This is a genomic window from Nocardia sp. 852002-20019_SCH5090214 (assembly GCF_001665865.1).
Taxonomy (GTDB): domain Bacteria; phylum Actinomycetota; class Actinomycetes; order Mycobacteriales; family Mycobacteriaceae; genus Nocardia; species Nocardia nova.
This window is the reverse complement of record NZ_LZMK01000364.1, coordinates 49,912-71,421: the sequence shown is the minus strand read 5'-3', so window position 1 is coordinate 71,421 and position 21,510 is coordinate 49,912. Positions and strand designations below refer to the sequence as shown.

The following is a 21,510-nucleotide window of genomic DNA, read 5'->3' as shown; positions in this document are numbered from 1 at the left end:
CGAAACTGGAACAGGCACAACCAGCTACAGCTCGGGTCGACTCCTGGATCTGGGCTGTCCGGCTGTTCAAAACGCGATCCGCCGCAGCCACCGCGTGCCGCGGCGGTCATGTGCGTGTCAACGGCACGACGGTCAAACCCGCTCAACAGATCAAGCCCGGTGATGAGGTGCGGGTCCGCAATGCCGGGGCCGAACGCATCGTCGTCGTGGTCCGACCGGTCGTGAAACGCGTCGGCGCTTCGATCGCGACGCAATGCTATATCGACAAGAGCCCTCCGCCACCCGCACCGGAAATCGTCGCCGCGATGCCCAAGCGCGACCGCGGCGCCGGACGCCCCACCAAGCGCGAACGCCGCGAAACCGATCGGCTACTCGGCCGGGATTCGACCTGAGTTCGCGCGGAGGGCGCCCGCGTCGGTGCCGAATTCCTCGCTGAACTCCCCTGCCCGATAGCGGGTGCGGCATTCGCCCCGGCGCACCTTTCCGCTCGAGGTCTTCGGAATCGCGCCGCGCGGTAACAACAGCACGTCCGCCGGTGCGATGCCGTGCACGGTCGCCACCGCGGCCCGTACCCGCCGGCCGATATCGCTCGCGGCGGCCGGTGGGCTCACCACCTCGGCGACGACCACGAGGTCCTCGCGTTCACCGGTATCGACACCGAACGCCGCGATATGCCCGGGACGCAGTTCGGGCACGGAGTCGGCGGCGGTGGCTTCGATATCGGCGGGGAAATGGTTGCGGCCATCGATGACGATCGTGTCGCGCAGGCGGCCCGCGATGTAGAGCCCCTCGTCGTGGATGAAACCGAGATCTCCGGTGCGCAGCCACGTTCCGGACTGTCCGGGCAATACCGCGCCGAAGGTGTCCGCGGTCCGCTCACGCAGCCCCGCATATCCCGCGCCGACATTCGGACCGCGCACCCATATCTCACCGACGGCACCGTCGTCGCATGGTATGCCCGTCACGGGATCGACGATGCGCACGGTTTGCCCGGCGGGACGGCCGCAGTCGACCAGCGCGATACCGTCGTGGCGCGCGGACGCGACGGTCGCCCGGCCCGAGCTCAGGGCGGCGCGGTCGAAGTCGACGCATACCGGTTCCGCCTCCGGGCGCGAGATGGTCACCGGAAGGGTTGCCTCGGCCAGGCCGTATCCCGCGGTGTGGGCCCGGTGACGGAATCCGTACGGGGCGAAGGTGCGAGTGAAGGCGTCCAGAGCGGTGGCGCGGATCGGTTCGGCCCCGTTGAGCAGCAGATCCAGCGAGGACAGATCGAGACCGTCGCGCTCCGCCGCCGTTGTGCCCGAAACGGCCAGTGCCAGACCGAAATTCGGGCTGGCGGTCGCGGCGGCGCGATAGTCGCTGCAGGCGCGCAACCATCGGATCGGCCGTTTGGCGAAGTCGGCCGGTGGCATCGTGATCGCATGAACGCCCAGATACAGCGGCAGCGACAGGGCGAAAACCAGGCCCATATCGTGGAAGAACGGCAGCCAGGTGACCATCGGACGGTCGTCGGCCGGTGCCAGAGCCGTACGCAACTGATCGAGTGCCGCCGCGAGATTGGCGTGGGTGATGCACACTCCCGCAGGCGAAATGGTGGAGCCGGAGGTGTACTGGAGATAGGCGGGATGCGCGCCGGCCGGATCCACTCGGACGTCGCCGGTGCCGGCATGCACATCCGCCGTCAGGAGTTCGCCGTACGGCATGGCGTCGGCATCCGGACATTCGGGCGTGCCGGTCGGCAAGCGTGGCGAGACGAGGCTCAGACGCGGCTCGGCGTCGACGAGGATCGTCCGTAGCCGTTCGGCATTGCGGCGCATCGCCATCGGAAACAACGGAACCGCGGTGCGGGCGCTGTAGAGGCAGGCGAGAAAGGCGACGACATAGTCGAGACCGTGCTCGCACAGGATCGCGACACGATCACCGGGCGATGTCCGCTCGCGAAGCCGCTCGGCCAATGCGCCTGCCGCACTGTGTAATTCGGACACTGTGACGGTGGCCGCCGTACGCTGGCCGCCCGGGTACGACAGCGCGGTGAAGGCCGGATCGTCCGGTGTTTTCGCTGCCCGGTCCGCGACGGTCGCCGCCAAGCGGTTGATCATCGTCGCTCCTGGCGCGGCATTCGAAGCGCCAACGCGGCCGACAACGCCGTGACAGAGGGGTTGTCGAACAGCTCGGCGGTGGCGATCCGGATTCCCAGCCGGTGCTCCAGACGGCGTCGCAGATCTATGGCCAGCAGCGAGGACAGATTCAGTGTCGCGAAATCGGCTTCGGGATCGACGAATTCGACGTCTCGCGACAGTACGTTCGCGACCGTGGCGCGCACGATTCGCTGTACATCCTCGCCCGCGTCGGCAACTAGGGACAGACGTCTGTCGGCCGCAGTGTTTGCCGAGCCCGGCGAGCGTCCACCCGGCAAATCGGCCCCGAGCGAACTCGCGGGAGCCAGCGCCTCGCGCAGTCTGGCCGCGACCGGTCCCGGGTCGTCGGTGGGCGTGTAGTCCAGCGCGAGCACCACCGCCTGCGGGCGGCCGAGAATCGCGGACAGCACGGACATGCCGCGAGCGGCATCGAAAGGGGTGATGCCGGCGGTCCGCAGATGTGCGGCGCCTCCGGCGGAGCGGGCGAGCCCGGCGTCCCAGCTGCCCCAGGCGATGCTGGTCACCGATCGGCCGGTGGCGCCGTGCGCGAGCGCATCCACTGCCGCGTTGGCGGCGGCGTACGCGGCCTGTCCGGGTGCCCCGAACAGACCGGTGGCGGAGGAGAACAGGAGGGTGAAGTCGACCGGGTCGCTCGCCGTCAGTTCGAGCAGCGAGACGGCCGCGGTCGTTTTCGGTTCGAAGTGCAAGGCCAGAGATTCGCCTGTCACGCGGTCGAATTCGGCGTCGTGCAGCACACCGGCGGAATGCACCAGACCTCGGATCGTCGATCCGCACGCTCGGATGTCGTCGAGGGCGTTGGCCAGGTCCGCGCGATCGGCGACATCACAGCGCACGACCACCACGCGGTCCTCGGCGCCGTCGAGCAGCGGCGGCAGCGGTCGCGGACGCCGGGTCAGGACGACCACATCGCGTGCTCCCTGCTCGAGCAGCCACCGCACCGCGGCGGCCCCCAGCGCGCCGAGCCCGCCGGTGACCACGTAGGTGCCGTCGGCACAGATCGGGACCCCGGAGCCCGCTCCGCCGAGTCGCCGGAACCGCCGCATCAGCGTCCGCGCACCTTCCACGCGCACTTCCGCCGGCCCCCGCGAGTCGAGCACGAGCTCGCGCACGATGTCGGCGCCCGATTCGTCGGACCAGATCAGGCGCACCGGTCGGCCGGATTCCAGCTGCAGGGTCCGGACCAGCGCGGCGACAGCATTGTGTTCGACGGATGCCGGATCCCGCAGCACCACGGTGAGGCTCGCCGTCGTTTCCGCGGCGATCACCTGCTGCAGGACGCGCAAGGCTCGCTCTAGTGCGGGGACGACCGGACTCGTGTCGGTTCCCGGGCCGAACGCGTCGTGCCGAGGCACCGAGAGTGCTTCCGCCCAGACCAGCACCACGGCTGTGGGCGCCCGTCCTTGTGCCGCTGCCGCCAAGGCCGTCGACTCGCCGGGCTCGCGGGCGATCCGCTCGGCGGGGAGGTGGCGGTCCAGCGCGCGGGCGATCGACTTCGCGAGGCGCGATTCTCCGACGACCGACGCCCGCTCGACGGTCGGGTGCACCGCCCGCGCGGCGTCCGCGGAGAACGGCACAGCAATCCACTGTTCCTCGCGCAGTACGGAGTTCGCCCACTCCGGTGCCGTGGCGACCGTCGCGTCGTACTCGGCTCGTCCGCGCCCGGCGGTGCGCTCGAGAAGCAGGTTCATTCCCGAGCCGGTGGCGACTCCGGAAACAACACCGGCACTCGCGCGTTCGCGCGGCGCATCGTCCGGCACCGCCGCACGAGTCATCCGGGGTTGGGCGTACAGACCGTCATCGGTGGCAGCGTCGGGACGGTCGCCGTCGAAGCCGGCGTTTCCGGGCGGCCGGTAGACGACCGTGTGCCCGGACGGATCTCTCGCCGCTTGCCGGGAGTCGAAAGCCTTGTCCGCGAATGTGATTCGCACGTCGAGCAGTGCCACTGCCGGGGCATCGTCCTGGTCCACCGCGATGACGTCGCACAGCAGCCCGCCCGGCTCGTGCCCGCGCACGAACGCGTGCGCCTCGGTCAGCAGTACACGGGGCGCATCGGAAAGCCATACGGACCCGATGGCTACCGGTACCGCGAGCCCGGCCGCGGGCAGGATTTCCCGGCCGGCGGCGGCGATCAGCTGTAAGCAGCCGTCGAGCGCGGCCGTGGTCAGCGGGATCGAATCGAAAACTCCGACGGCGCCGCGGTTTCCGGCACGCACGGCGGTTAGCGTCCGGAAGCGCGGACCGTAGTCGAGTCCACGGGTGCGCAAGGACGTATAGAACTCGTCGATATCGAGTTCGTCCGCTGTCGTGGCGGAGATGCGATGGTCGTCCACCGTACGCATCCACCCGAGAATGTCGGCGGGCGAGGCGGCGGTCTCCGCCCGCGCCGAGGCCAGCGACACCGGCCCCAGCAGTACGCGCAGATCCGATCCGCTGCGGTAGCCGACCGCGGCGAGATCCGCGATGTCCGTGCGTTCGTGAACCGCGAAGTCGGCCAGCCGGATCGGTCCGGGAACCGAATCCAGCAGGCGCCGAATCCAATACGCGGCGGGCACGGTCGGCACACCGTTCACCACGTGATCGTCCAGTCGTTCGCGGCCGGGATCGGTCGCGGTCCGGGTGAGCAACGGGAAAGTTTTTCGCCGCCAACGCCGTTCGACCGCAGGACCGGCCGTCGCGCCCTGGATCGACCAATCGACATCACGCCCTCGCAGATACATGGCGCCGACCGTGCGGAGCAGGGCGGTGACCTCGCCGTCGCGATGCGCGGCCGAGAAGACCGCGTCGGCCAGTTCGGGATAGTCGCGCACGGCCGGCGCCAGCACCGGATGCGGTGATATTTCCACGACCGAGGTGTAGCCCCGGCCCACGGCGGATTCGACGGCCGCGTCCAGATCGACGGTGCCACAGAGGTTGTCGATCCAATAGTCGGTATCCATCGCGGCGGAATCGATCACCCGGCCGGATCGTGCCGTCGAGAACACCGGCACGCGGGGGGCCCGCGGCACCGGCGCTCGCAGCGCGGTGGTGAATTCGTCGGCGAGCGCGCGAACCTGCGGGCTGTGCGCGGCGAAATCCACCGGCACGGGTCGTACGTAGTACTGCCGCCGCCGCGCTCGCCGCAGCAATGTCTCCATGTATCGCGTGGTCCCGGAGACCACCACCGCCCGGGGCCCGTTCACCGCCGCCACCGCGACCTCCGCGCGCAAGGGCTCGACCAGCCGCCGCGCTTGATCCGGCGTCGCCTCGAGCAGCGCCATCATGCCCTGCCCGGCCAGCCGCCCCAGCGCCCGTGAGCGCACGGTGACCAGATGCGCGGCATCGTCGAGGGACAGGGCGCCCGCGATCACCGCGGCCGCGATTTCGCCGAGGCTGTGCCCGGCCACCGCATCCGGCTCGATTCCCCACGCCGCGAGCAACCGGGCCAGCGCCACCTGGTAGACGAACAGCGCCGGTTGCACCGTCTCGGTGGCGCCGACGCTGTCGGCGAAGCCGTGCCGGGGCGTCCACACTCGCGGCCCGCCCGCATTCGCCACGGCGTCGGCCGTTTCGGCTGCCGCCCGGGCGTATTCGGGATACCGGGCCGCCAGCTCGCGCCCCATGTGCGCATGCTGACCACCTTGTCCGGAGAACAGGAAAAGCACTCGTCCGCGCCGTCGCCCACCGACGCCGAGCAGGGCCGGCGAACGGGAGCCGCTCGCCACCGCGCGCAGTGCGTCGCCTGCATCGTCGGGCTCGTCCGCCACGATCGCGGCCCGAACCGGTTGGGGCAGTGCGCGTCCGGTTGCGGCCAGGGTGGACAGCGACATCTCGCCGCCGGCCAGAACGGTCGCGGTGTCACGCAGTTCGTCCTCGTCGCGACCGGTGAGGCCGATGAGCACCGGAGGCCGCGCCTCGCGCACCGGTCCCGGCTCCACCTCCCGCAGGACCACATGCGCATTGGTGCCGCCGAATCCGAACGAACTGACGCCCGCGCATCGCGGCATGCCGGAATCCGTGGGCCAGCCGACCACTTCACCCGGCACCCGGAGCCCGCGTTCGGACAACCGCAGCAGCGGATTCTCGCGCTGAAAGTTGATGGTGGGCACGATGGTTCCGTGGTGCAGGCACAGCGCCACTTTGGCCAGCCCGGTCACCCCGGCCGCCGCCTCCAGATGGCCGATATTCGATTTGATCGATCCGACATACGGTTTCACCGCGCCGCCCGGCGCATCGAGTACGGTGGCCAGCGCCTCGATCTCCACCGCATCGCCGACCGGTGTTCCGGTGCCGTGACATTCGAAGTATCCGGCGGAGCGGGCATCCAGGCCGGCGCGTGCCCACGCTGTGCGGATCACCTGTTGTTGCGCGCGCCCGTTCGGGGCGTAGAGACCGTTCGAGCGGCCGTCGGAACCCACTGCGGCGCCGGCGATCTCGGCGTAGCACCGGTTGCCCTCACGCTGCGCGTCGGCCGTGCGCTGCAATACCAGCACGGTCGCCCCATCGCCGCGAACGTATCCGTCGGCGGCCGCGTCGAACGGCTTGCACCGCCCGTCAGCGGCGAGGAAGCCACCCTGTTCGAGGTACTGCGAAGTGTGCGGCAGCAGCGCGAGATTCACGCCGCCGACGATGGCGTACGGTACGGCGTCGTCGGCCAGCAACCGCACGGCGAGGTCCACCGCCGCGAGCGAGGACGAACACGCGCTGTCGAGGACCACACTCGATCCGTGCAGATCCAGTGCGTACGAGATCCGATTGGCGATGATGCTCAGCGCGGACCCGGTCACCGCGTAGGGTGCGTCCTGCCCGCCGCTGCCGAGGACGACCGCTCCGTGGTCGAAACCGCAGGCGCCGAAGAGAACCGCCGTGTCCGACCCGCTCAGCCGATAGCCGACTCCGGCATCGTCGATCGCTTCGACCGCGACCTCCAGCGCCAGCCGCTGTTGCGGATCCATCAGGGCCGCTTCGCGATCGGAGATCGAGAAGCGGTCGTTGTCGAATTCCGTGATCGAATCCAGATAGCCGCCGCGGCCCGCGCCGTCGCGCCCCGGCGGCGGGTCGCCGACTCCGCTGCGGCTCTCGATCAGCAAGCGCCACAATTCGTTCACGCCGGAAGCGCCCGGTACTCGGCATCCGATACCGATGATCGATATCGGTGGCGTGGCGGCTGTCATCGGCGCTCGAGATGGTCGACGAGCCGCTCGATATCCGGGTTGTCGTAGAGCTCGGTGAGCGAGATCTCCACGCCCAGAGCATCTTCCAGCACGCCCGCGAGGCGGGCGAGCTGCGCGGAGCTCAGGCCCAGATCGGTGAAAGGCACTGTGGTGGAGACAGATTCGGGTGCGGCGCCCAGCATGTGCGCGACGGCGGCTACCGCCGCGTCCGCCGAGGTGCCGATCCGTTCCCGCTGCCCCACCGCCATGTCCTCCCCGTATCCGGCGCCGTCGCACGACGGTCGGGTGGCATGTGAGCGCGATTCGCGCAGCGGCTCACAGTGCCGACCGGGTGCGGGTGTCCCGCATAGTGCAGGTTCCCCAGCGATTATGCCGACAAGTCGGGGCCCGGTGAAGAGGTCGAGACAGCTGAGGCCACAGGGGCGAGAGTGACGAGACGAGCCGCGTCCCATGCCGGTCGCGGCTCGCCCCGCACGCCGAATCAGACGACCAGCGAACCCAGTCGCGCGTTGATCAGCGTCTCGGCCTCGTCCACGATGCGCGAGATCAGCTCGGCGCAGGTGGGAATGTCGTCGATCAGACCCTGCACCTGTCCGGCCGACCAGATGCCGGCGTCCAGGTCGCCCTCGTCGAAGACGCGGCGGCCGCGGGCTCCGGCGACCAGATCGCGCACATCCTCGAATTTGCCTCCGGCGGCCTCGATTTCGACCACCTTGCGGCTGATCTCGTTGTCGGCGACCCGGGCGGTGTTGTGCATGGTGCGGAAGATCAGCTGGGTGTCACGCTCGGTGTGGGCGACGATCTGTTCCTTCACCTTCCGATGCACCGGGGACTCCTCGGTGCACAGGAAGCGGGTGCCCATGTTGATGCCGTCGGCGCCCAGAGCCAGCGCCGCGACCAGGCCGCGGGCGTCGGCGAAACCACCCGACGCGATGACCGGGATGTCGAGCGCCTTGGTGGCGGCCGGGATCAGGATCAGGCCGGGCACGTCGTCCTCACCCGGGTGGCCGGCGCATTCGAAACCGTCGATGCTCACGCCGTCGACGCCGATCTTCTGCGCCTTGAGCGCGTGCCGGACGCTGGTGCACTTGTGCAGCACCTTGATTCCGGCTTCCTTGTAGTAGGGCAGGAACGGCTCCGGGTTGCTGCCTGCGGTCTCGACGATCTTCACGCCCGATTCGATGATCGCCTGAACGTATTCCTGGTACGGCGGCGGATTGATCGACGGCAGGATGGTGACGTTGACGCCGAACGGCTTGTCGGTGAGCTGCCGGGTGCGCTCGATCTCGCGCCGCAGATCGTCGGGGGTCGGCTGGGTGAGCGCGGTGATGAAACCGAGCGCCCCGGCGTTGGCGACCGCCGCCACGAGTTCGGCGCGGCCGACGTGCATCATGCCGCCCTGCACGATCGGGTGTTCGATACCGAACATCTCGGTGAATCTGGTGCGCAACATCTGGTTGTCCTCCTGGCCGCGGTACGACTCGGGGCGACGCGCCCGGCATCTCCGGCACCCCTCGATGCCGGTGTGTGCACAGACTGCCGCCCCTCGGGTGCCTGGCCGCGTGCGAGCCGGGCCTGCCCGGATGGCTCGATACTGGCATGGCGACCGCGTCGGAGACAACAGGATGTGAGCGGCAGTTTGCTCCGAAAGTCTCGAAGGATCGCGAACTGAGGTCACTGTGAACTCAGCCAAAGACCCAGGTTATAGCCATGAGTTGGCGCGTTCGTGCGAATGTTCTGTGAACCGGGATTCTCGTATGTAACCCTTGTCACGGCAAAAAGTTAGTTGCTATTCTCGCTGTTGGTTCAGCCGTCGACGCCGCCGGGCCCATTCGGTGGCGAACTCCGACGGTCCGAGAGGAGTTCCTGCATGACCACCGGTGTCCAGACCGACGAACCGATCCGGTCGCGTCGAAACCACTGGAACAACCAGCTCGCCACGCATGCGCTGATGCGCCCGGACGCGGTGGCGATCCGGTTCCGCGGGCAGGACACCACCTGGAAACAACTGCACGAGCGGTCACTGAAATTCGCCGATGCTCTGGCTCGGCGCGGTGTCGGTTTCGGCGACCGGGTGCTGATTCTGGCGCTCAACTACACCGAGTACCTGGAGGCCGTGTTCGGCATCAACGCGCTGGGCGCGATCGCGGTACCGGTGAACTTCCGGCTCACCCCGCCCGAGGTCGCCTACATCGTGGCCGATTCGGGGGCCGCGGCGATCGTCACCGACTCGCTGCTGCAGCCGCTGGCCACCGGTGTGATGGCGCAGAGCGAGGCGCTGCATACCTGCGTCGTCATCGGCGGCACCACGGGCGAGGGCGTCATCGGCTACGACGACTTCCTCGCCGAGACCGGCGAACCCCATGTGCCGCAGGACATTCCGGAGGACACTCCGGCGTTGATCATGTACACCTCGGGCACCACCGGCAGCCCGAAGGGCGCGATCCTGTCCTACGAGAATCTGAATGCCCAGGCGCTGACCTGCATTCGGGCGATGAACGCCACCCCCGACAGCATCGGCTTCTGCACCTCGCCGCTGTTCCACATCGCCGGACTGGGCTCCCTCGCCCCGGCGTTCATGCTCGGCTCCAAGACCGTGTTGCATCCGCTCGGCGCGTTCAACGCGACCGAATTCCTCGACGCCATCGAGGCAGAACAGGCCACCACCGCCTTCTGTGTCCCCGCGCAGTGGCAGCTGATCTGCGAGGATCCGACGGTCAAGGAGCGCAAGCTGGCGTTGGAGACGTTGAGCTGGGGAGCGGCGCCCGCCTCGGAGACCGTGCTGCGGGCGATGGCCGAATGCTTCCCGAACGCGCAGAACGTCGCGGTCTTCGGCCAGACCGAGATGTCGCCGATCACCTGCGTACTCGAGGGCAAGGACGCGCTGCGCAAACTGGGCTCGGTCGGTAAGCCCATCCCGACCATCCAGAGCCGCGTCGTCGACGACGAGATGAACGATGTCGCGCCGGGCGAGATCGGCGAGATCGTCTACCGCGGGCCGACCATGATGCAGGGCTATTGGAACAAGCCCGAGGCGACCGCGGAAGCCTTCGCCGGCGGCTGGTTCCACTCCGGTGACCTGGTTCGCCAGGACGAGGAGGGCTTCGTCTGGGTGGTCGACCGCAAGAAGGACATGATCATCTCCGGCGGCGAGAACATCTACTGTGCCGAAGTGGAGAATGTGCTGTTCGCGCATCCGAAGATCCACGAGGCCGCGGTGGTCGGCCGGGCCCACGAGAAGTGGGGCGAGGTGCCGGTGGCCGTGGTCGCGCTGCTCGACGGCGAAACGCTGACCCTCGAGGAGCTGACCCCGTTCCTCAACGAGAACCTGGCCCGGTACAAGCATCCGAAGGATCTGGTGATCGTGCCGGAGCTGCCGCGCAATGCCAGCGGCAAGGTGGTGAAGGTGCAGCTGCGCAAGGAATACGCGGGCTGACCTTCGGACAAAGGATATGCCCGGCACGGCCGAGAACAGGCCTGCGCCGCATATCCGGTCGTGAACGAGCCGCCGAGTCGACACTCGGCGGCTCGTCGCGGTATCGGCCCCGTGGGCGGGCGTTTCGCTCCGCGACCGGTGCGAATCGGCGTGCGGCTCAGATCATGTCGTGCCTGGTGAGCCAGTTCATCAGCGGCCAGCCGCAGAAGACCGGCAGCCAGCAGGTCAGTACCCGGTACAGCAGAACGGCCGGCACGCCGATCGCCGCGGGCACGCCGAAGGCGGCCAGACCACCGATCAGCGCCGCCTCCACCGCGCCCACGCCCGGTGGCGTGGGCGCGGCCGAGGCCAGCGTCCCGCCGATCATCGTCACGACCGTCACGGTCACGAATGTCGTTGCGCCGCCGAATGCTTCGATGGCCGCCCACAGCGCGCCCGCCGCGCCGAGCGTGGTGGTCGCGCAGCCGCCGACGATCATCAGCAGCCGTTTCGGTTCACGCGAGAGCGTGCGCAGTTCCGCGACCACCTCCGCCAGCTGCGGTCGCACCTCGTTGCGCAGCCAGCGTCGCACCGTCGGCACGAACATGGCCGCACCGACCGCGCCCAGCAGACCACCGGCCAGCAGATACAGCACGGTCGCACTCGGCACGAAATGTTCCAGGTTCGCCGAGACACCGGCGGCCACGCTGAAGACGATCAGCAGCACCACGTGCGTGATCACCTGCACCGCCTGGTTCAGTGCCACCGCCGCGGTCGCCTTCACCGTGCCCAGGCCGCTCTTCTGCAGGAATCGCACGCTCAGCGCCAGCCCGCCGACCCCGGCGGGCGTGGTGGTCGCGGCGAAGGTGTTGGCGACCTGCATGCCCAGCAGCTTGCGGAAATTCACCGAGGTCCCGGCACATCCCCACAGCGCCATCGCCGCGCCGACATAGGTGGCGGCCGAGATCGTCAACCCCAGCAGCGCCCACCACCAGTTCGCGGTGCGCAGTTCGGTGAAGAAGGTCGGCACCTGGCTGATGAACGGGTAGGCCACGTACACCAGCGCGATCAGCAGCACCAGCTGCACGATCTGGTTGCGCGAGTAGCGGGTGATCCGCGCGGCCTCGATCCGATCCTTACCGGTCTGCTGGAGTACTTGGGCGCGGACCGTTTTCATCAGTTCACCGCTGTCGGGCACCGATTTGCGGACCTGGGTGCCGATTCCGTTCTTGGTGAGCCGGCGCGAGGCGTCGAGCACCGCCTGTTCCCCCAGCACGTGCATGGCGGTGGCCACCACCGTTTCCGCCCCGAACAGGGAACTCGTGGTGAGCAACAGCTGCGCGATATCGGCGGAGAAGCGGGAGTCGAAGGCGCCGAATTCCGCCGCCATGAAGCCGCCGAACAGCACCCGCCCCTCGGCGATGCGGATTTCCTCGACTCGCAGATCGCCGTGGGTGATCTGGGCGCGATGCATGTTCTGCAGTGACCGCCAGACGTTGGTCAGCACCACCTCACTGTCGCCGGGGGCCAGCTGCCGGCCCCGGGGCGCGGTGTGCGCGTACAGGGTCCAGCCGCGGCTCAGCGCGGCCACCGTCAGCGGTTTGTTGCTGGCCAGTCCCAGATCGCCGAGCGCGATACCCATCAGTGCGCGATGCTCGACCGCGCGGCGCATCGAGGCGAAGGCGGGGGTGCGTTCGCTGCTGCGGAAGGTCAGCCAGCGCCGGACCTGCCGCAACATTCCCCAGCTGCGCTGATTCTGTCCGTACATCTCCACGATCAGCTGGCGATGCGGCCCGGTGTCGGCGCTCAGCAGCAGCGGTCCGGGACCGGCCGGGCGCAGCACGGTGAATCCGGTGACGGTGTATCCGCGGCCGGCCAGCACCCGGACGGCGGCCTCCAGCGGCACCTCCAAGGCCGGAGTGCCGACCAGCAGGACGATCACCGCACCGACGAACCAGCCCACCGCGAGCCCGAACATCGCCCGCGAGGGCACCACCAGACTCACGAACAGGTGCAGCGGCACGAACGCGATCAACAGCGCCCACCACAACCGTCGCCAGGATGCCGGCAGCCAGGGACTGGCCACGGTCAATCCGGCGGCCAGCATCGCGATCCAGCGCGGATCGTCGAGAAATTGCGACAGGAACGTGTCGAGCTGGCGTGGCACCGCCAGATGCCACTGCGGCGCCGAGATTCCGGATTCGGTGATGGACAGCGCCAGGACCGCGATCAGGCCCGCGGTGACGTAGCCGCTGAGCAGTTTCCATTGCATCCGGAAGATCAGGCGAACGAGAATCGCGAAGGGCAATGCCAGAATCGCGATGCCGTAGAGCAGATAGACCAGGTTGGACTGTTCGGGCGTGAGGAAGCCGACGATGTCGGAGACCGATCGCTCCAGGGCTTCCCAGCGCGGCCGGGTGATGAGCGATCCGGCGACCACCACCGCCACCAGCAGGGCGGACAACACCACGCGAATGATGTCGCTGGTCCGCCTGATCCGCGGCTGCAGCAGACTGCCGGAGACGGGGATCTCCCGCCCGTCTACTCGCATGTCGTATCGAAACTTTCGGATCGAGGGAGCTGCGTCGGTCCCTGGGTCGGCTCGGGTGTGAGTATGCAGGAGGCCGTCCGAGCGCCCGTCGGCAACACGCCGTTCCCCGGGTTCGCCCAGGTGGGCGTGCGCGTACTCCACACGAGCCGACCGAACTCGGGTGGCTGCTCCGCGTCCGGATCTCCGCTCGCTCGGGCCGAGGCCACCGCGCGAGCGCCCGGGTCTTCGCGGACCGGCAGGGCGCAGCGTCACCCGGGCGGTCCCGAGCCGGCCGTGACGGGTTCGAGTGCGTCGGTGTCGCCGACGCTGAAGATACCGCCGGTCATGGTGCCGGTGTCGAGTTCGGCGATCGCGGCCGCGACCAGCTCCGTCGGCACCAGCGCGGGAAAGGAATTGGGGGCGACGGCATTCGCGCGGACCCCGAATTCGGCGAATTCCGCGGCGATATGCCTGGTCAGGTGGTCGAGTGCGGCCTTGGTCGCGGAATAGACGGCCTGCCCGCCGGAGTAGACCCGGGATCCGGACAAACTCGAGACGTTGACGATATTGCGATTGCGCGCCCGATTCTCGTCGCCGCGATGCAGCCAGCAACGCTGTGCGAGCCGCGTCGCCAGTCGCAGCGGCACCTCGACGTTCATCGCGAACTGCGGGGCGAGCGCGTCGAGGGCGGTGTCGCCGTCGACCAGGCCGTTCGGCTGCAGATCCAGCTGCGCCGCATTGTTGACCAGCAGATCGACCCCGCCGAATTTCGCCAGTGCCAGATCCACCACTCGCTCGGCCTCGCCCTCGCGGCGCAGATCGGCGCGCACGACGAAGATGCGGGAGTCGTTCTCCGGAACCGGCTGCCAGGGTTCCAGCGGATCGATGAACCATTCCTCCTGGGAGGGCGCGGCCGGAACCCGATTGCGGCAGACGGCCACGATGTCGTAGTCCCGGTAGTACGCGCGGCAGAACGCATCGCCCAATCGCCCACCCGCCCCGGTGAGCAGGCACACTCGACGGCTGTCACCACTGGACAATGCGGTCCCCTCCCCAGCGGCTCGCCGCCTGCTCCTTGGGCCGGTGCAACCACATCACCACACTGTTGCGGGCCGCGGTGTTGCCGCCGAGGAAGGTGTGCCAGGACCGCGGCGTGCATTCGAAGACGACCATCGAATTGTCCAGTGGCGGAACGACCACCGTGGGTGTCGGCTCCGCGGCGCCGATATCGGCGAACAGTCCCGTCTCGCCGCCGTCGCCCGGTTGCCATTCGCCGTTGCCCAGATAGAACAGCACCGCGACGGCGCGCACCATTTCACGCGCCGGCACCCCCGCGGGCCGGGCGCCGGACTTCAGATCGATATCGTCGCCCGGCAGGCCGACCGTGTCCGGCCCGGGCGCCGCCCCCGGGAACCAGGCCGGGGTGAGGTCGTGGTGCGGCCAGCCGCGCGGACTCCCCGGCGGGTGATGATGAAGTGAGCCCTCCACGTCGCCGCTGGCAGGGACGCCCGCGACCCGTTCGATCAGGTCGTGCCAGGCGCGCGACAGGAAGACCTCGAGCGGTCCGTTGCGCATCCGGGTCAGGCTCGCGCCGGAGGCGCCGTAGCCCGCGGCAACCGGACCGAACAGGTCCCGGTGATCGGTGCGCACTCGTTCGAATTCGATCGCGAGCCGCTGGTAGAACTCGGCGACGAAGACGTCGCGGACGTAGACGTGGGGGAAGGGGCGGGTGCGGCGAATCCATCGCCGATGTGCCAGCAGATCGATGAACCAGCGCGGCAACGGCGCCTCGGACAACATACAAGCTCCCTCCCGGACTACCCCGCCGATCTTATTGCCTTCCCGGTACCGCGCCGAGTTCGTCCCGGTTTGTGCAACCATCACCCGGTGGTGCGCGACGTTCGGGTCTGTTTCGTGGGAGATTCTCTGGTTGCGGGACTGGGAGATCCGCAGTGTCTCGGGTGGGCGGGCCGGCTCGCCGGGCGTGCGACAGCGGCAGGAATACCGCTGACCTATTACAACCTCGGGGTGCGACGCCAGACCTCCTCCGATATCGCCGCCCGCTGGGAGGCTGAATGCGGACAGCGATTATCCGGCGAGGTCGACGCGCGGGTCGTCTTCTCCTTCGGCGTCAACGACACGCTGTGGGAAAACGGGGCGATCCGGGTGCCGGCCGACGAGTCCGCGGCCAATCTCCGCCGCATGCTGCGCCGCTGCGCCGAACTCGACTGGACCGTCCTGGTGGTCGCGCCCCCGCCCTGTATCGACGACGAACAGAACACGCGCACAGTCGAATTGGACGATCGGTTCACCGAAATGTGTTCCGGCGAACAGGTTCAGTATCTTCGCGTTCACCAACCGCTGCGCCACAACGACATCTGGATGCGCGAACTGCGCGTGGGCGACGGCTACCACCCCGGCGCGCCGGGCTACGAGCAACTGGCGGCCATGATCGGCCCGCACTGGCTGCAATGGCTGACCGAACCTCGCACCCGTCTCCCCACGGTGAGCTGATCCGCCGTATTTCTCCGCACCGCGTTTTTCTTCGCACCGATTAGTTAGCGTTGTTCGTCCCGTCTTCATGGTTCGAACGCATCGGCCGACCGGGCCGGTGAGAGGTTGCAGAGGAGCAGGTCAATCATGGGGAAGATCGTTGTCGCCGAGTTCGTTTCGCTGGACGGATTCATCCAGGATCCGCTGTGGACCGCACCCTTCTGGTGCGACGGCATCGCGAAGTACAAATCCGGTGAGCTGGAGGCGGTCGACGCCTTGCTGCTGGGCCGCACCACGTATCAGATGTTCGCCGCGTCCTGGCCGGACCACCCGGAAGAGGGTGCGTACAAGGACAAGATGAACAGCATGCCCAAGTATGTGGCGACCGATTCGCTGCGTGAGCTGGAGTGGAACGCTCAGCGCATCGAGGGCGATCTCGCCGCCGGCATCGCGAAACTGCGGACCGAGCAGAACCTGCTGGTCTTCGGCAGCGCTTCGCTGGTGAAGTACCTGCGCGAGCACGAACTGGTCGACGAGTACCGCTTGGTCGTCTACCCTGTCCTGCTGGGCAGCGGCCTGCGGCTGTTCGAGTCCGTCGAGCCGGAAGCCACCCTCGCCCTCGCCGAATCCGAGGTGCTCGACAACGGCGTCCTCCTCACCACCTATCGGGTCACCGGCAATTCGGTGGTGCGACCCAGCTTCGGCTGACCGGCCCGCCACTCATTCGCGGTGGCGGACGATATTGAGCACGTTGCCGTCCGGGGCGCGGACCAGGAACCGGCGAACTCCCCAGGGCTCGGTGGTAAGGGGATGGACGATCTCGTAGCCGAGTCGTTGCGCCTGCGCATAGGCGGCGTCGACGTCGTCCACCAGCACCGACGCGACGGAGTCCGCAGGCGCGGCCGCGTCCTGCGTGACGAGCTGGATGGCGGCGCCCGTATCCGGGGACGTGTAGCGGGCAACCCAGCCCATATCGAATTCCTCGGTGCTCAGGCCGAGGAATTCGGTGTAGAAATCGCGGGCGGCCTCGATATCGGCCACTCGAAGGTTGGGCAAGATGCGATGGGTGCGCATGCGGTTCTCCTGTCCGCCGGGCATCGGTCGGTAATGCTAGTCCGCCGCGGGGGCGGTGCGGCCCATAATCTCCAGTACCGCCATGGCCGCGTTGTGACCGCCGATTCCGCTCACGCCACCGCCGCGGACCGCGCCGGCACCGCACCGGAATATGTTGCGATGGCCCGTGCCGACTCCCCACCGAGCGGCGGGCGCGGAATCGTCGTCGGTGCGAAACGGAAAATCCAAGTCGCCGTGGAAGATATGGCCGCGTGGCAGGCCGAGTTCGGCCTCCAATTCCAACGGGGTTCTGGCCTCGATACACGGATCGCCGTTCGCATCCGTGGCGAGACAGCCGGAAAGCGGCTCGGCCAGAACGGCATCCAGTTGTCGCAGCGTCGAAGCCAGCAGTTCGTCGCGTGAGCCGTGCTCGAAAAGAGTTGCCGGAGTGTGCAAACCGAACAGGGTCAGTGTATGCATGCCCTGTTCGGCGGCCTTGGAACCGAGAATCGACGGATCCGTCAGCGTATGGCAGTAGATCTCCGATGGCGGGGCGCTCGGGAATCGCCCGCCGGCCGCCTCGCGATAGGCCCGTTCGAGCTGGTCGTATCCCTCCGCGATGTGGAACGTGCCCGAGAACGCCGCGCGCGGATCGATCTCGGTGCGCAGCCGGGGGAGCCGGCGCAGCAGCATGTTCACCTTGAACTGACTGCCCTCGGGCAGCGCGTCGACCGGCTCGCCCGACAGCCGGGCGAGGGTCGCGGGCGCCGCGTTGACCAGGACGTGGCGGGCATCGGCCAGGCCGGATTCGTCCGGCGTGTCGAACCGGACCTGCGCTGTGTCGCCGTCGGTGTCGATCCCGGTCACCGTGCACGACGTGCGCACCCGCGCACCCGCCCGCAGCGCCGCATCGGCGAGGGCATCGGTCAGCGCGCCCATCCCGCCGACCGGCACGTTCCACTCGCCGGTCCCGTTGCCGATCACGTGGTAGAGGAAGCAGCGATTCTGCCGCAACTCCGGATCGTGCGCGTGCGTGAACGTGCCGATCAGCGCATCGGTGAAGACCACGCCGCGCACGGTGTCGTCCCGGAATCGCGCCTCGACGGTTTCGCCGAGCGGCCGCTCGAACAGCATCTCCCAGGCGTCCGGATCGTCGAGCACCCGCTGTAGTTCGGTACGGGTGGGCAGCGGCCGCAGCATGGTCGGAAAGATCCGCTGCGCGGCCCGCGCGGTCGTCGCGTAGAACCGTTGCCACGCCTCGAAATCCGCATCGGATCCGGTGACCCGGCGAAAGCTCTCGCGGGTTCGTCCGGCATCGGCCGTGTCGACGAGCAACCCGGTGTCGCCGACCGGCGTGTACGACGAGATCCGCCGCTCGCGGGTACGGAACCGCAGATCCAGATCCCGGACGATCCGATCCGGAAGCAGACTCACCAGATACGAATACCGCGACAGTCGCGCATCGATCCCGGCGAACACCTGCTCCGACACCGCCGCTCCACCGGTATGGTCCTGCCGCTCGAGGACCAGTACCGACAGTCCGGCGCGCGCCAGGTACGCCGCGGCCACCAGCCCGTTGTGCCCGTCGCCGACGATGACGACGTCATAGGAGTCGCGCATCAGCCCTGGATATCACGAATCCGCGCGACCCGCGTCCGATCCGCCGGGTGTCGCGGACTTGCGTACCAGCAGATATCCGTGCGGGCACCGCTCGTCGGGTTCCGGGGGTCGCACCATCCGGGCCACCGGGACGAACCCGTGCGGCCGCAGCATCTGCGTGAGGCGTTCGGGAGACCACCGCACCACCGGCGCCACCTTGTGGTCGTACGGTTGCCGGTCGGCGCCGTCGTCGGCCGCCTGGAACGCCAGCATGAGATAACCGTCGGCGGCCAGTGCGCGAGCGAATTCCGCGAACAGATCCGGCAATTGCTCCGGCTGCATATGAATGATGCTGTACCAGGCCACAATTGCGCCGAACCCGCCGTCGGCGACGTCCAGCTTCTCCATCGAGCCCTGTTCGAATCGCAGATGCGGATGGACCTCGCGGGCCATCCGGATCATTTCCGCCGAGGCGTCGAGCCCGAAGGTGTTCAGCCCCAACCCATCCAGATATCCGGTGATCCGGCCCGGACCACATCCCAGGTCTGCCACCGGCCCGCGGTCCTCGGCCTGTACCAGCTCCGCGAACAGCCCCAGCATCGCCCGATCGACCGGCGCGTTCACCATCGCATCCCGGAAGAGGTTGGTGTAGAGCTCCGCCACCCCGTCGTATGCGGCCGCGACCGCATCGGAATTCGCATTCACTCCGGCAGCCTACCCACGTCGAGCCCGGACCCTTCCGGGTTTCGGCGCGTAAGGTCGCGGCATGGCCACCTCGACGCAGCACCGGGAGGCGGACGGATGAGAACGCTCACCTCCCGCATCGTGTATCGAAATCCCTGGATCGAGGTCCGCGAGGACAGTATTCGCCGCGCCGACGGCTCCACCGGCATCTACGGCGTGGTCCACCGGGCGGAATTCGCGGTGGTGGTGCCGCTGGAGGGCGACCGTCTGCATCTGGTCGAGCAGTTCAGATACCCACTGGGACAACGGTGCTGGGAGTTCCCGGCGGGCGCGCTGCCGGGTGGCGAGTCCGACGACCCGGTCGAGATCGCCCGCCGCGAACTGCGCGAGGAGACCGGTCTGCGCGCCGCCGACCTCACCCACCTCGGCATCCTCGACGCCGCACCGGCCACGCTGGCCCAACGCGGCCACGCCTACCTGGCCACCGGTCTCACCGCGGGCGAACCCGAACGCGAACCCGAAGAACAGGACATGCGGTCCCAGTGGTTCGAGCGCGGCGTCGTGGAACGGATGATCCGCACCGGCGAGATCACCGACTCGCAGACCATCGCCGCCTACGGTCTCCTCCTGCTCCACGAGCGCCGCTGATCCGGCGGTGGTCAACGCCTCCGGGCTCGGAAAACGCTGTCCCGCAGTGTGATCGACTCCCCGTTCGAACGGACGACCGATCGCGTCCGGCTCTCGACCAGCTGAACATCCCAGCGATCCGGCGCCAATCCGGCGGCAATCTGCTCGGCGGTGACGTGCACGTGGGAAGCGGAGGTGTGGGCGGCCGACTCGTGATCCCCGGGGGCGTGGCCGACGATGAACAGCGTTCCGCCCGGCGCCACGGCGGCGGCCAGGCGCTCGAACAGGGCGTCGTTCGAATCGACCGGGTGTACGTAGCATGCGCAGACCAGGTCGAAGTGGTTCTCGCCCGCGTCCCACTGCGTCATATCCGCTGCGTGCCAATCGATTCGGCCGGCGATGTCGCGGCCGGCCCGATCGGCGCGCTCCCTGCCGCGCGCGACGGCCGCCGCCGCGATATCGACGGCGGTGACCCGCCAGCCCTGCCGGGCCAGCCAGATCGCCTCCGCGCCCTCACCGCAGCCGGCGTCCAGGGCCGTGCCGGGCGGCAGGCCGGCGAGTTCGCCGATGAGGTGGGGATTGGGTTCGCTCTCCGACGCCGAACCGGCGCCGTGATAACGCTGTTCCCAATAGTGCCGGTCGAATTCACGCCCGGCGGAGCCGTGCCGATGCTCGTGGTGTGCGTGGTCACCGGTCGTGTCGCCGCCGGTCGGATGGCTGCCGCTCATGTCGGCTCCTTCGGTGGGGTGCGAGTTCACAGGCCGTGGCGCCGATCGCCGAGCACGCGGTCGGCGAGCTCCCTCTCATCGTCGGCGGAGAATCCGCGTCGATGCCGTTCCACCGCCCGGCGCGTCTCCTCCTCCACCAGATCGGCATTGATCTGCGCGGCCGCGAACGCGCCCGCGGCGGCCGCCGCACCCACCTGTGCGCTCAGGTCGGTGACATTGCCCGCCGCCCACACGCCCGGAACGTCGGTGCGGCCCATCGCATCGGTGGCAATGTATTCGCCTGCGCCCGAGGGATGGTCGACAGGCTCGAGACCGAGTTTGCGAAGGATCTCGGACCGCGCGACCATGCGCGGGCCGACGGTGATCACCTCGCGTGCCACCACCGTTCCGTCGGCGAGCCGCACACCGGTGATGTGGTCTCCGGCGACCTCCAGCGCCGCCACTTCCCCCGTGATCACCGGAATGCCCCGCGCGGCAAGCTTTTCCGCCTCCTCGCCGCCGGGTGCGTCCATGGTGTGGGTGAACAGGACGACATCGTCGGTCCACTGCCGGAACAGCAGCGCGCCGTGGACGGACATCGGGCCGTTGGCGATCACCCCGATCCCGCGGTCCCGGACCTCCCATCCGTGGCAGTACGGGCAGTGCACGACATCGCGGCCCCAGCGTTCCCGCAGGCCCGCGATATCCGGAATCTCGTCGACCAAGCCGGTGGTCACCAGCAGGCGGCGCGCTCGCACGGTCCGCCCGTCCGCGAGTTCGAGGAGAAATTCGCCGTCCTCGCGGACAGCGCCGGTGATCTCACCGGACACGATGTGCCCGCCGTAGCCGCGCACCTCGGTGCGGCCGCGGGCGAGCAGTTCCGCCGGCGGCATCCCTTCCCGGCCGAGCAGTCCGTGCACCCCGTCGGCCGGGGCGTTGCGGGGTGCGCCGGCGTCGACCACCGCCACCGATCGGCGGGCCCGCGCCAGCATCAACGCGCCGTTCAACCCCGCTGCCCCACCGCCGACGATCACCACGTCGTAGTTGCTGTTCAGCTCATCGGTCACCATGACCACCTCCTGGCGTCCACCGT

The 21,510-nt window shown here is 68.6% G+C and carries 17 protein-coding genes; 5 read left to right on the top strand and 12 right to left on the bottom strand.

Annotation, left to right across the window (positions count from 1 at the left end; genetic code table 11):
- The first annotated feature begins 5 nt into the window (after positions 1-5).
- Positions 6-392, top strand: a complete 387-nt coding sequence (locus A5780_RS27995) for an RNA-binding S4 domain-containing protein (RefSeq protein ID WP_063014350.1) — start codon at positions 6-8, stop codon at positions 390-392.
- Here the strand turns inward: A5780_RS27995 and A5780_RS27990 are convergent.
- The 4 genes from A5780_RS27990 to A5780_RS27975 all read right to left on the bottom strand — a co-directional run bounded on the left by A5780_RS27990 (position 369) and on the right by A5780_RS27975 (position 8,762).
- Complete coding sequence (locus A5780_RS27990; RefSeq protein ID WP_064910248.1) at positions 369-2,099, bottom strand: fatty acyl-AMP ligase; 1,731 nt, start codon at positions 2,097-2,099, stop codon at positions 369-371. The genes A5780_RS27995 and A5780_RS27990 overlap by 24 nt on opposite strands.
- Positions 2,096-7,309 (bottom strand): type I polyketide synthase, encoded by a 5,214-nt coding sequence (locus A5780_RS27985; RefSeq protein ID WP_064910246.1) that lies wholly within the window; start codon positions 7,307-7,309, stop codon positions 2,096-2,098. Before A5780_RS27985 ends, A5780_RS27990 begins: the two co-directional genes overlap by 4 nt.
- Positions 7,306-7,557 carry an acyl carrier protein gene (locus A5780_RS27980; protein WP_063014346.1) on the bottom strand — a complete coding sequence of 84 codons (252 nt, stop codon included), beginning with the start codon at positions 7,555-7,557 and terminating at the stop codon, positions 7,306-7,308. The genes A5780_RS27985 and A5780_RS27980 overlap by 4 nt, the downstream gene beginning before the upstream one ends.
- 233 nt (positions 7,558-7,790) lie before the next feature.
- On the bottom strand, positions 7,791-8,762 hold the full coding sequence (locus tag A5780_RS27975) for a nitronate monooxygenase family protein (RefSeq protein ID WP_030514128.1): 972 nt from the start codon (positions 8,760-8,762) through the stop codon (positions 7,791-7,793).
- A gap of 417 nt (positions 8,763-9,179) precedes the next feature.
- Between A5780_RS27975 and fadD5 the strand changes: the two genes are divergently transcribed.
- Positions 9,180-10,745: a fatty-acid--CoA ligase FadD5 gene (gene fadD5 / locus A5780_RS27970; protein WP_063014344.1), complete on the top strand. Its 1,566-nt coding sequence runs from the start codon at positions 9,180-9,182 to the stop codon at positions 10,743-10,745.
- 157 nt (positions 10,746-10,902) lie between these two features.
- Here fadD5 and A5780_RS27965 read toward each other — a convergent pair whose 3' ends face one another.
- The 3 genes from A5780_RS27965 to A5780_RS27955 all read right to left on the bottom strand — a co-directional run bounded on the left by A5780_RS27965 (position 10,903) and on the right by A5780_RS27955 (position 15,054).
- The gene (locus A5780_RS27965) at positions 10,903-13,275 is read right to left on the bottom strand and encodes a lysylphosphatidylglycerol synthase transmembrane domain-containing protein (RefSeq protein WP_064910216.1); all 2,373 of its coding nucleotides are present in this window, start codon (positions 13,273-13,275) and stop codon (positions 10,903-10,905) included.
- A 248-nt stretch (positions 13,276-13,523) separates the two neighbouring features.
- Positions 13,524-14,294: an SDR family NAD(P)-dependent oxidoreductase gene (locus A5780_RS27960; RefSeq protein WP_227463097.1), complete on the bottom strand. Its 771-nt coding sequence runs from the start codon at positions 14,292-14,294 to the stop codon at positions 13,524-13,526.
- Positions 14,281-15,054, bottom strand: a complete 774-nt coding sequence (locus tag A5780_RS27955; protein ID WP_064910214.1) for a 2OG-Fe(II) oxygenase — start codon at positions 15,052-15,054, stop codon at positions 14,281-14,283. The genes A5780_RS27960 and A5780_RS27955 overlap by 14 nt, the downstream gene beginning before the upstream one ends.
- 114 nt (positions 15,055-15,168) lie before the next feature.
- Between A5780_RS27955 and A5780_RS27950 the strand changes: the two genes are divergently transcribed.
- Positions 15,169-15,768, top strand: coding sequence for a GDSL-type esterase/lipase family protein (locus A5780_RS27950; RefSeq protein WP_231953371.1), 600 nt, complete (start codon positions 15,169-15,171; stop codon positions 15,766-15,768).
- Positions 15,769-15,894: 126 nt separating this feature from the next.
- Entirely contained in the window at positions 15,895-16,455 is a 561-nt protein-coding gene (locus A5780_RS27945; protein ID WP_064906329.1) for a dihydrofolate reductase family protein, read from the top strand.
- Positions 16,456-16,467: 12 nt separating this feature from the next.
- Here the strand turns inward: A5780_RS27945 and A5780_RS27940 are convergent, their stop codons facing one another.
- From A5780_RS27940 to A5780_RS27930, 3 genes are read right to left on the bottom strand one after another with little or no spacing between them, the layout of a single operon-like run.
- Positions 16,468-16,821 (bottom strand): glyoxalase superfamily protein, encoded by a 354-nt coding sequence (locus A5780_RS27940; RefSeq protein ID WP_063014409.1) that lies wholly within the window; start codon positions 16,819-16,821, stop codon positions 16,468-16,470.
- Between the two features lie 36 nt (positions 16,822-16,857).
- A complete protein-coding gene (locus tag A5780_RS27935; RefSeq protein WP_064910212.1) occupies positions 16,858-18,420 on the bottom strand; it encodes an NAD(P)/FAD-dependent oxidoreductase in 1,563 nt (520 codons plus the stop codon).
- Between the two features lie 12 nt (positions 18,421-18,432).
- Positions 18,433-19,104: a class I SAM-dependent methyltransferase gene (locus tag A5780_RS27930; RefSeq protein ID WP_064910210.1), complete on the bottom strand. Its 672-nt coding sequence runs from the start codon at positions 19,102-19,104 to the stop codon at positions 18,433-18,435.
- A 96-nt stretch (positions 19,105-19,200) separates the two neighbouring features.
- Here A5780_RS27930 and A5780_RS27925 point away from each other — a divergent pair, with 96 nt between their 5' ends.
- Positions 19,201-19,731 (top strand): NUDIX hydrolase, encoded by a 531-nt coding sequence (locus A5780_RS27925; RefSeq protein WP_063014322.1) that lies wholly within the window; start codon positions 19,201-19,203, stop codon positions 19,729-19,731.
- Between the two features lie 11 nt (positions 19,732-19,742).
- Here A5780_RS27925 and A5780_RS27920 read toward each other — a convergent pair whose 3' ends face one another.
- Positions 19,743-20,438 carry a class I SAM-dependent methyltransferase gene (locus tag A5780_RS27920; RefSeq protein ID WP_082940730.1) on the bottom strand — a complete coding sequence of 232 codons (696 nt, stop codon included), beginning with the start codon at positions 20,436-20,438 and terminating at the stop codon, positions 19,743-19,745.
- Positions 20,439-20,464: 26 nt separating this feature from the next.
- Positions 20,465-21,487, bottom strand: coding sequence for an NAD(P)/FAD-dependent oxidoreductase (locus A5780_RS27915; protein WP_063014407.1), 1,023 nt, complete (start codon positions 21,485-21,487; stop codon positions 20,465-20,467).
- Positions 21,488-21,510 lie beyond the last annotated feature (23 nt).

What these genes read in the sequence shown, in the direction of transcription:
- A5780_RS27940 (WP_063014409.1), bottom strand. Translation starts at nt 16,821, where the DNA reads ATGCGCACCCATCGCATCTTGCCCAACCTTCGAGTGGCCGATATCGAG.
- A5780_RS27935 (WP_064910212.1), bottom strand. Translation starts at nt 18,420, where the DNA reads ATGCGCGACTCCTATGACGTCGTCATCGTCGGCGACGGGCACAACGGG.
- A5780_RS27915 (WP_063014407.1), bottom strand. Translation starts at nt 21,487, where the DNA reads ATGGTGACCGATGAGCTGAACAGCAACTACGACGTGGTGATCGTCGGC.
- A5780_RS27980 (WP_063014346.1), bottom strand. Translation starts at nt 7,557, where the DNA reads ATGGCGGTGGGGCAGCGGGAACGGATCGGCACCTCGGCGGACGCGGCG.
- A5780_RS27985 (WP_064910246.1), bottom strand. Translation starts at nt 7,309, where the DNA reads ATGACAGCCGCCACGCCACCGATATCGATCATCGGTATCGGATGCCGA.
- A5780_RS27945 (WP_064906329.1), top strand. Translation starts at nt 15,895, where the DNA reads ATGGGGAAGATCGTTGTCGCCGAGTTCGTTTCGCTGGACGGATTCATC.
- A5780_RS27965 (WP_064910216.1), bottom strand. Translation starts at nt 13,275, where the DNA reads ATGCGAGTAGACGGGCGGGAGATCCCCGTCTCCGGCAGTCTGCTGCAG.
- A5780_RS27975 (WP_030514128.1), bottom strand. Translation starts at nt 8,762, where the DNA reads ATGTTGCGCACCAGATTCACCGAGATGTTCGGTATCGAACACCCGATC.
- A5780_RS27990 (WP_064910248.1), bottom strand. Translation starts at nt 2,099, where the DNA reads ATGATCAACCGCTTGGCGGCGACCGTCGCGGACCGGGCAGCGAAAACA.
- A5780_RS27920 (WP_082940730.1), bottom strand. Translation starts at nt 20,438, where the DNA reads ATGAGCGGCAGCCATCCGACCGGCGGCGACACGACCGGTGACCACGCA.
- A5780_RS27925 (WP_063014322.1), top strand. Translation starts at nt 19,201, where the DNA reads ATGAGAACGCTCACCTCCCGCATCGTGTATCGAAATCCCTGGATCGAG.
- fadD5 (WP_063014344.1), top strand. Translation starts at nt 9,180, where the DNA reads ATGACCACCGGTGTCCAGACCGACGAACCGATCCGGTCGCGTCGAAAC.
- A5780_RS27955 (WP_064910214.1), bottom strand. Translation starts at nt 15,054, where the DNA reads ATGTTGTCCGAGGCGCCGTTGCCGCGCTGGTTCATCGATCTGCTGGCA.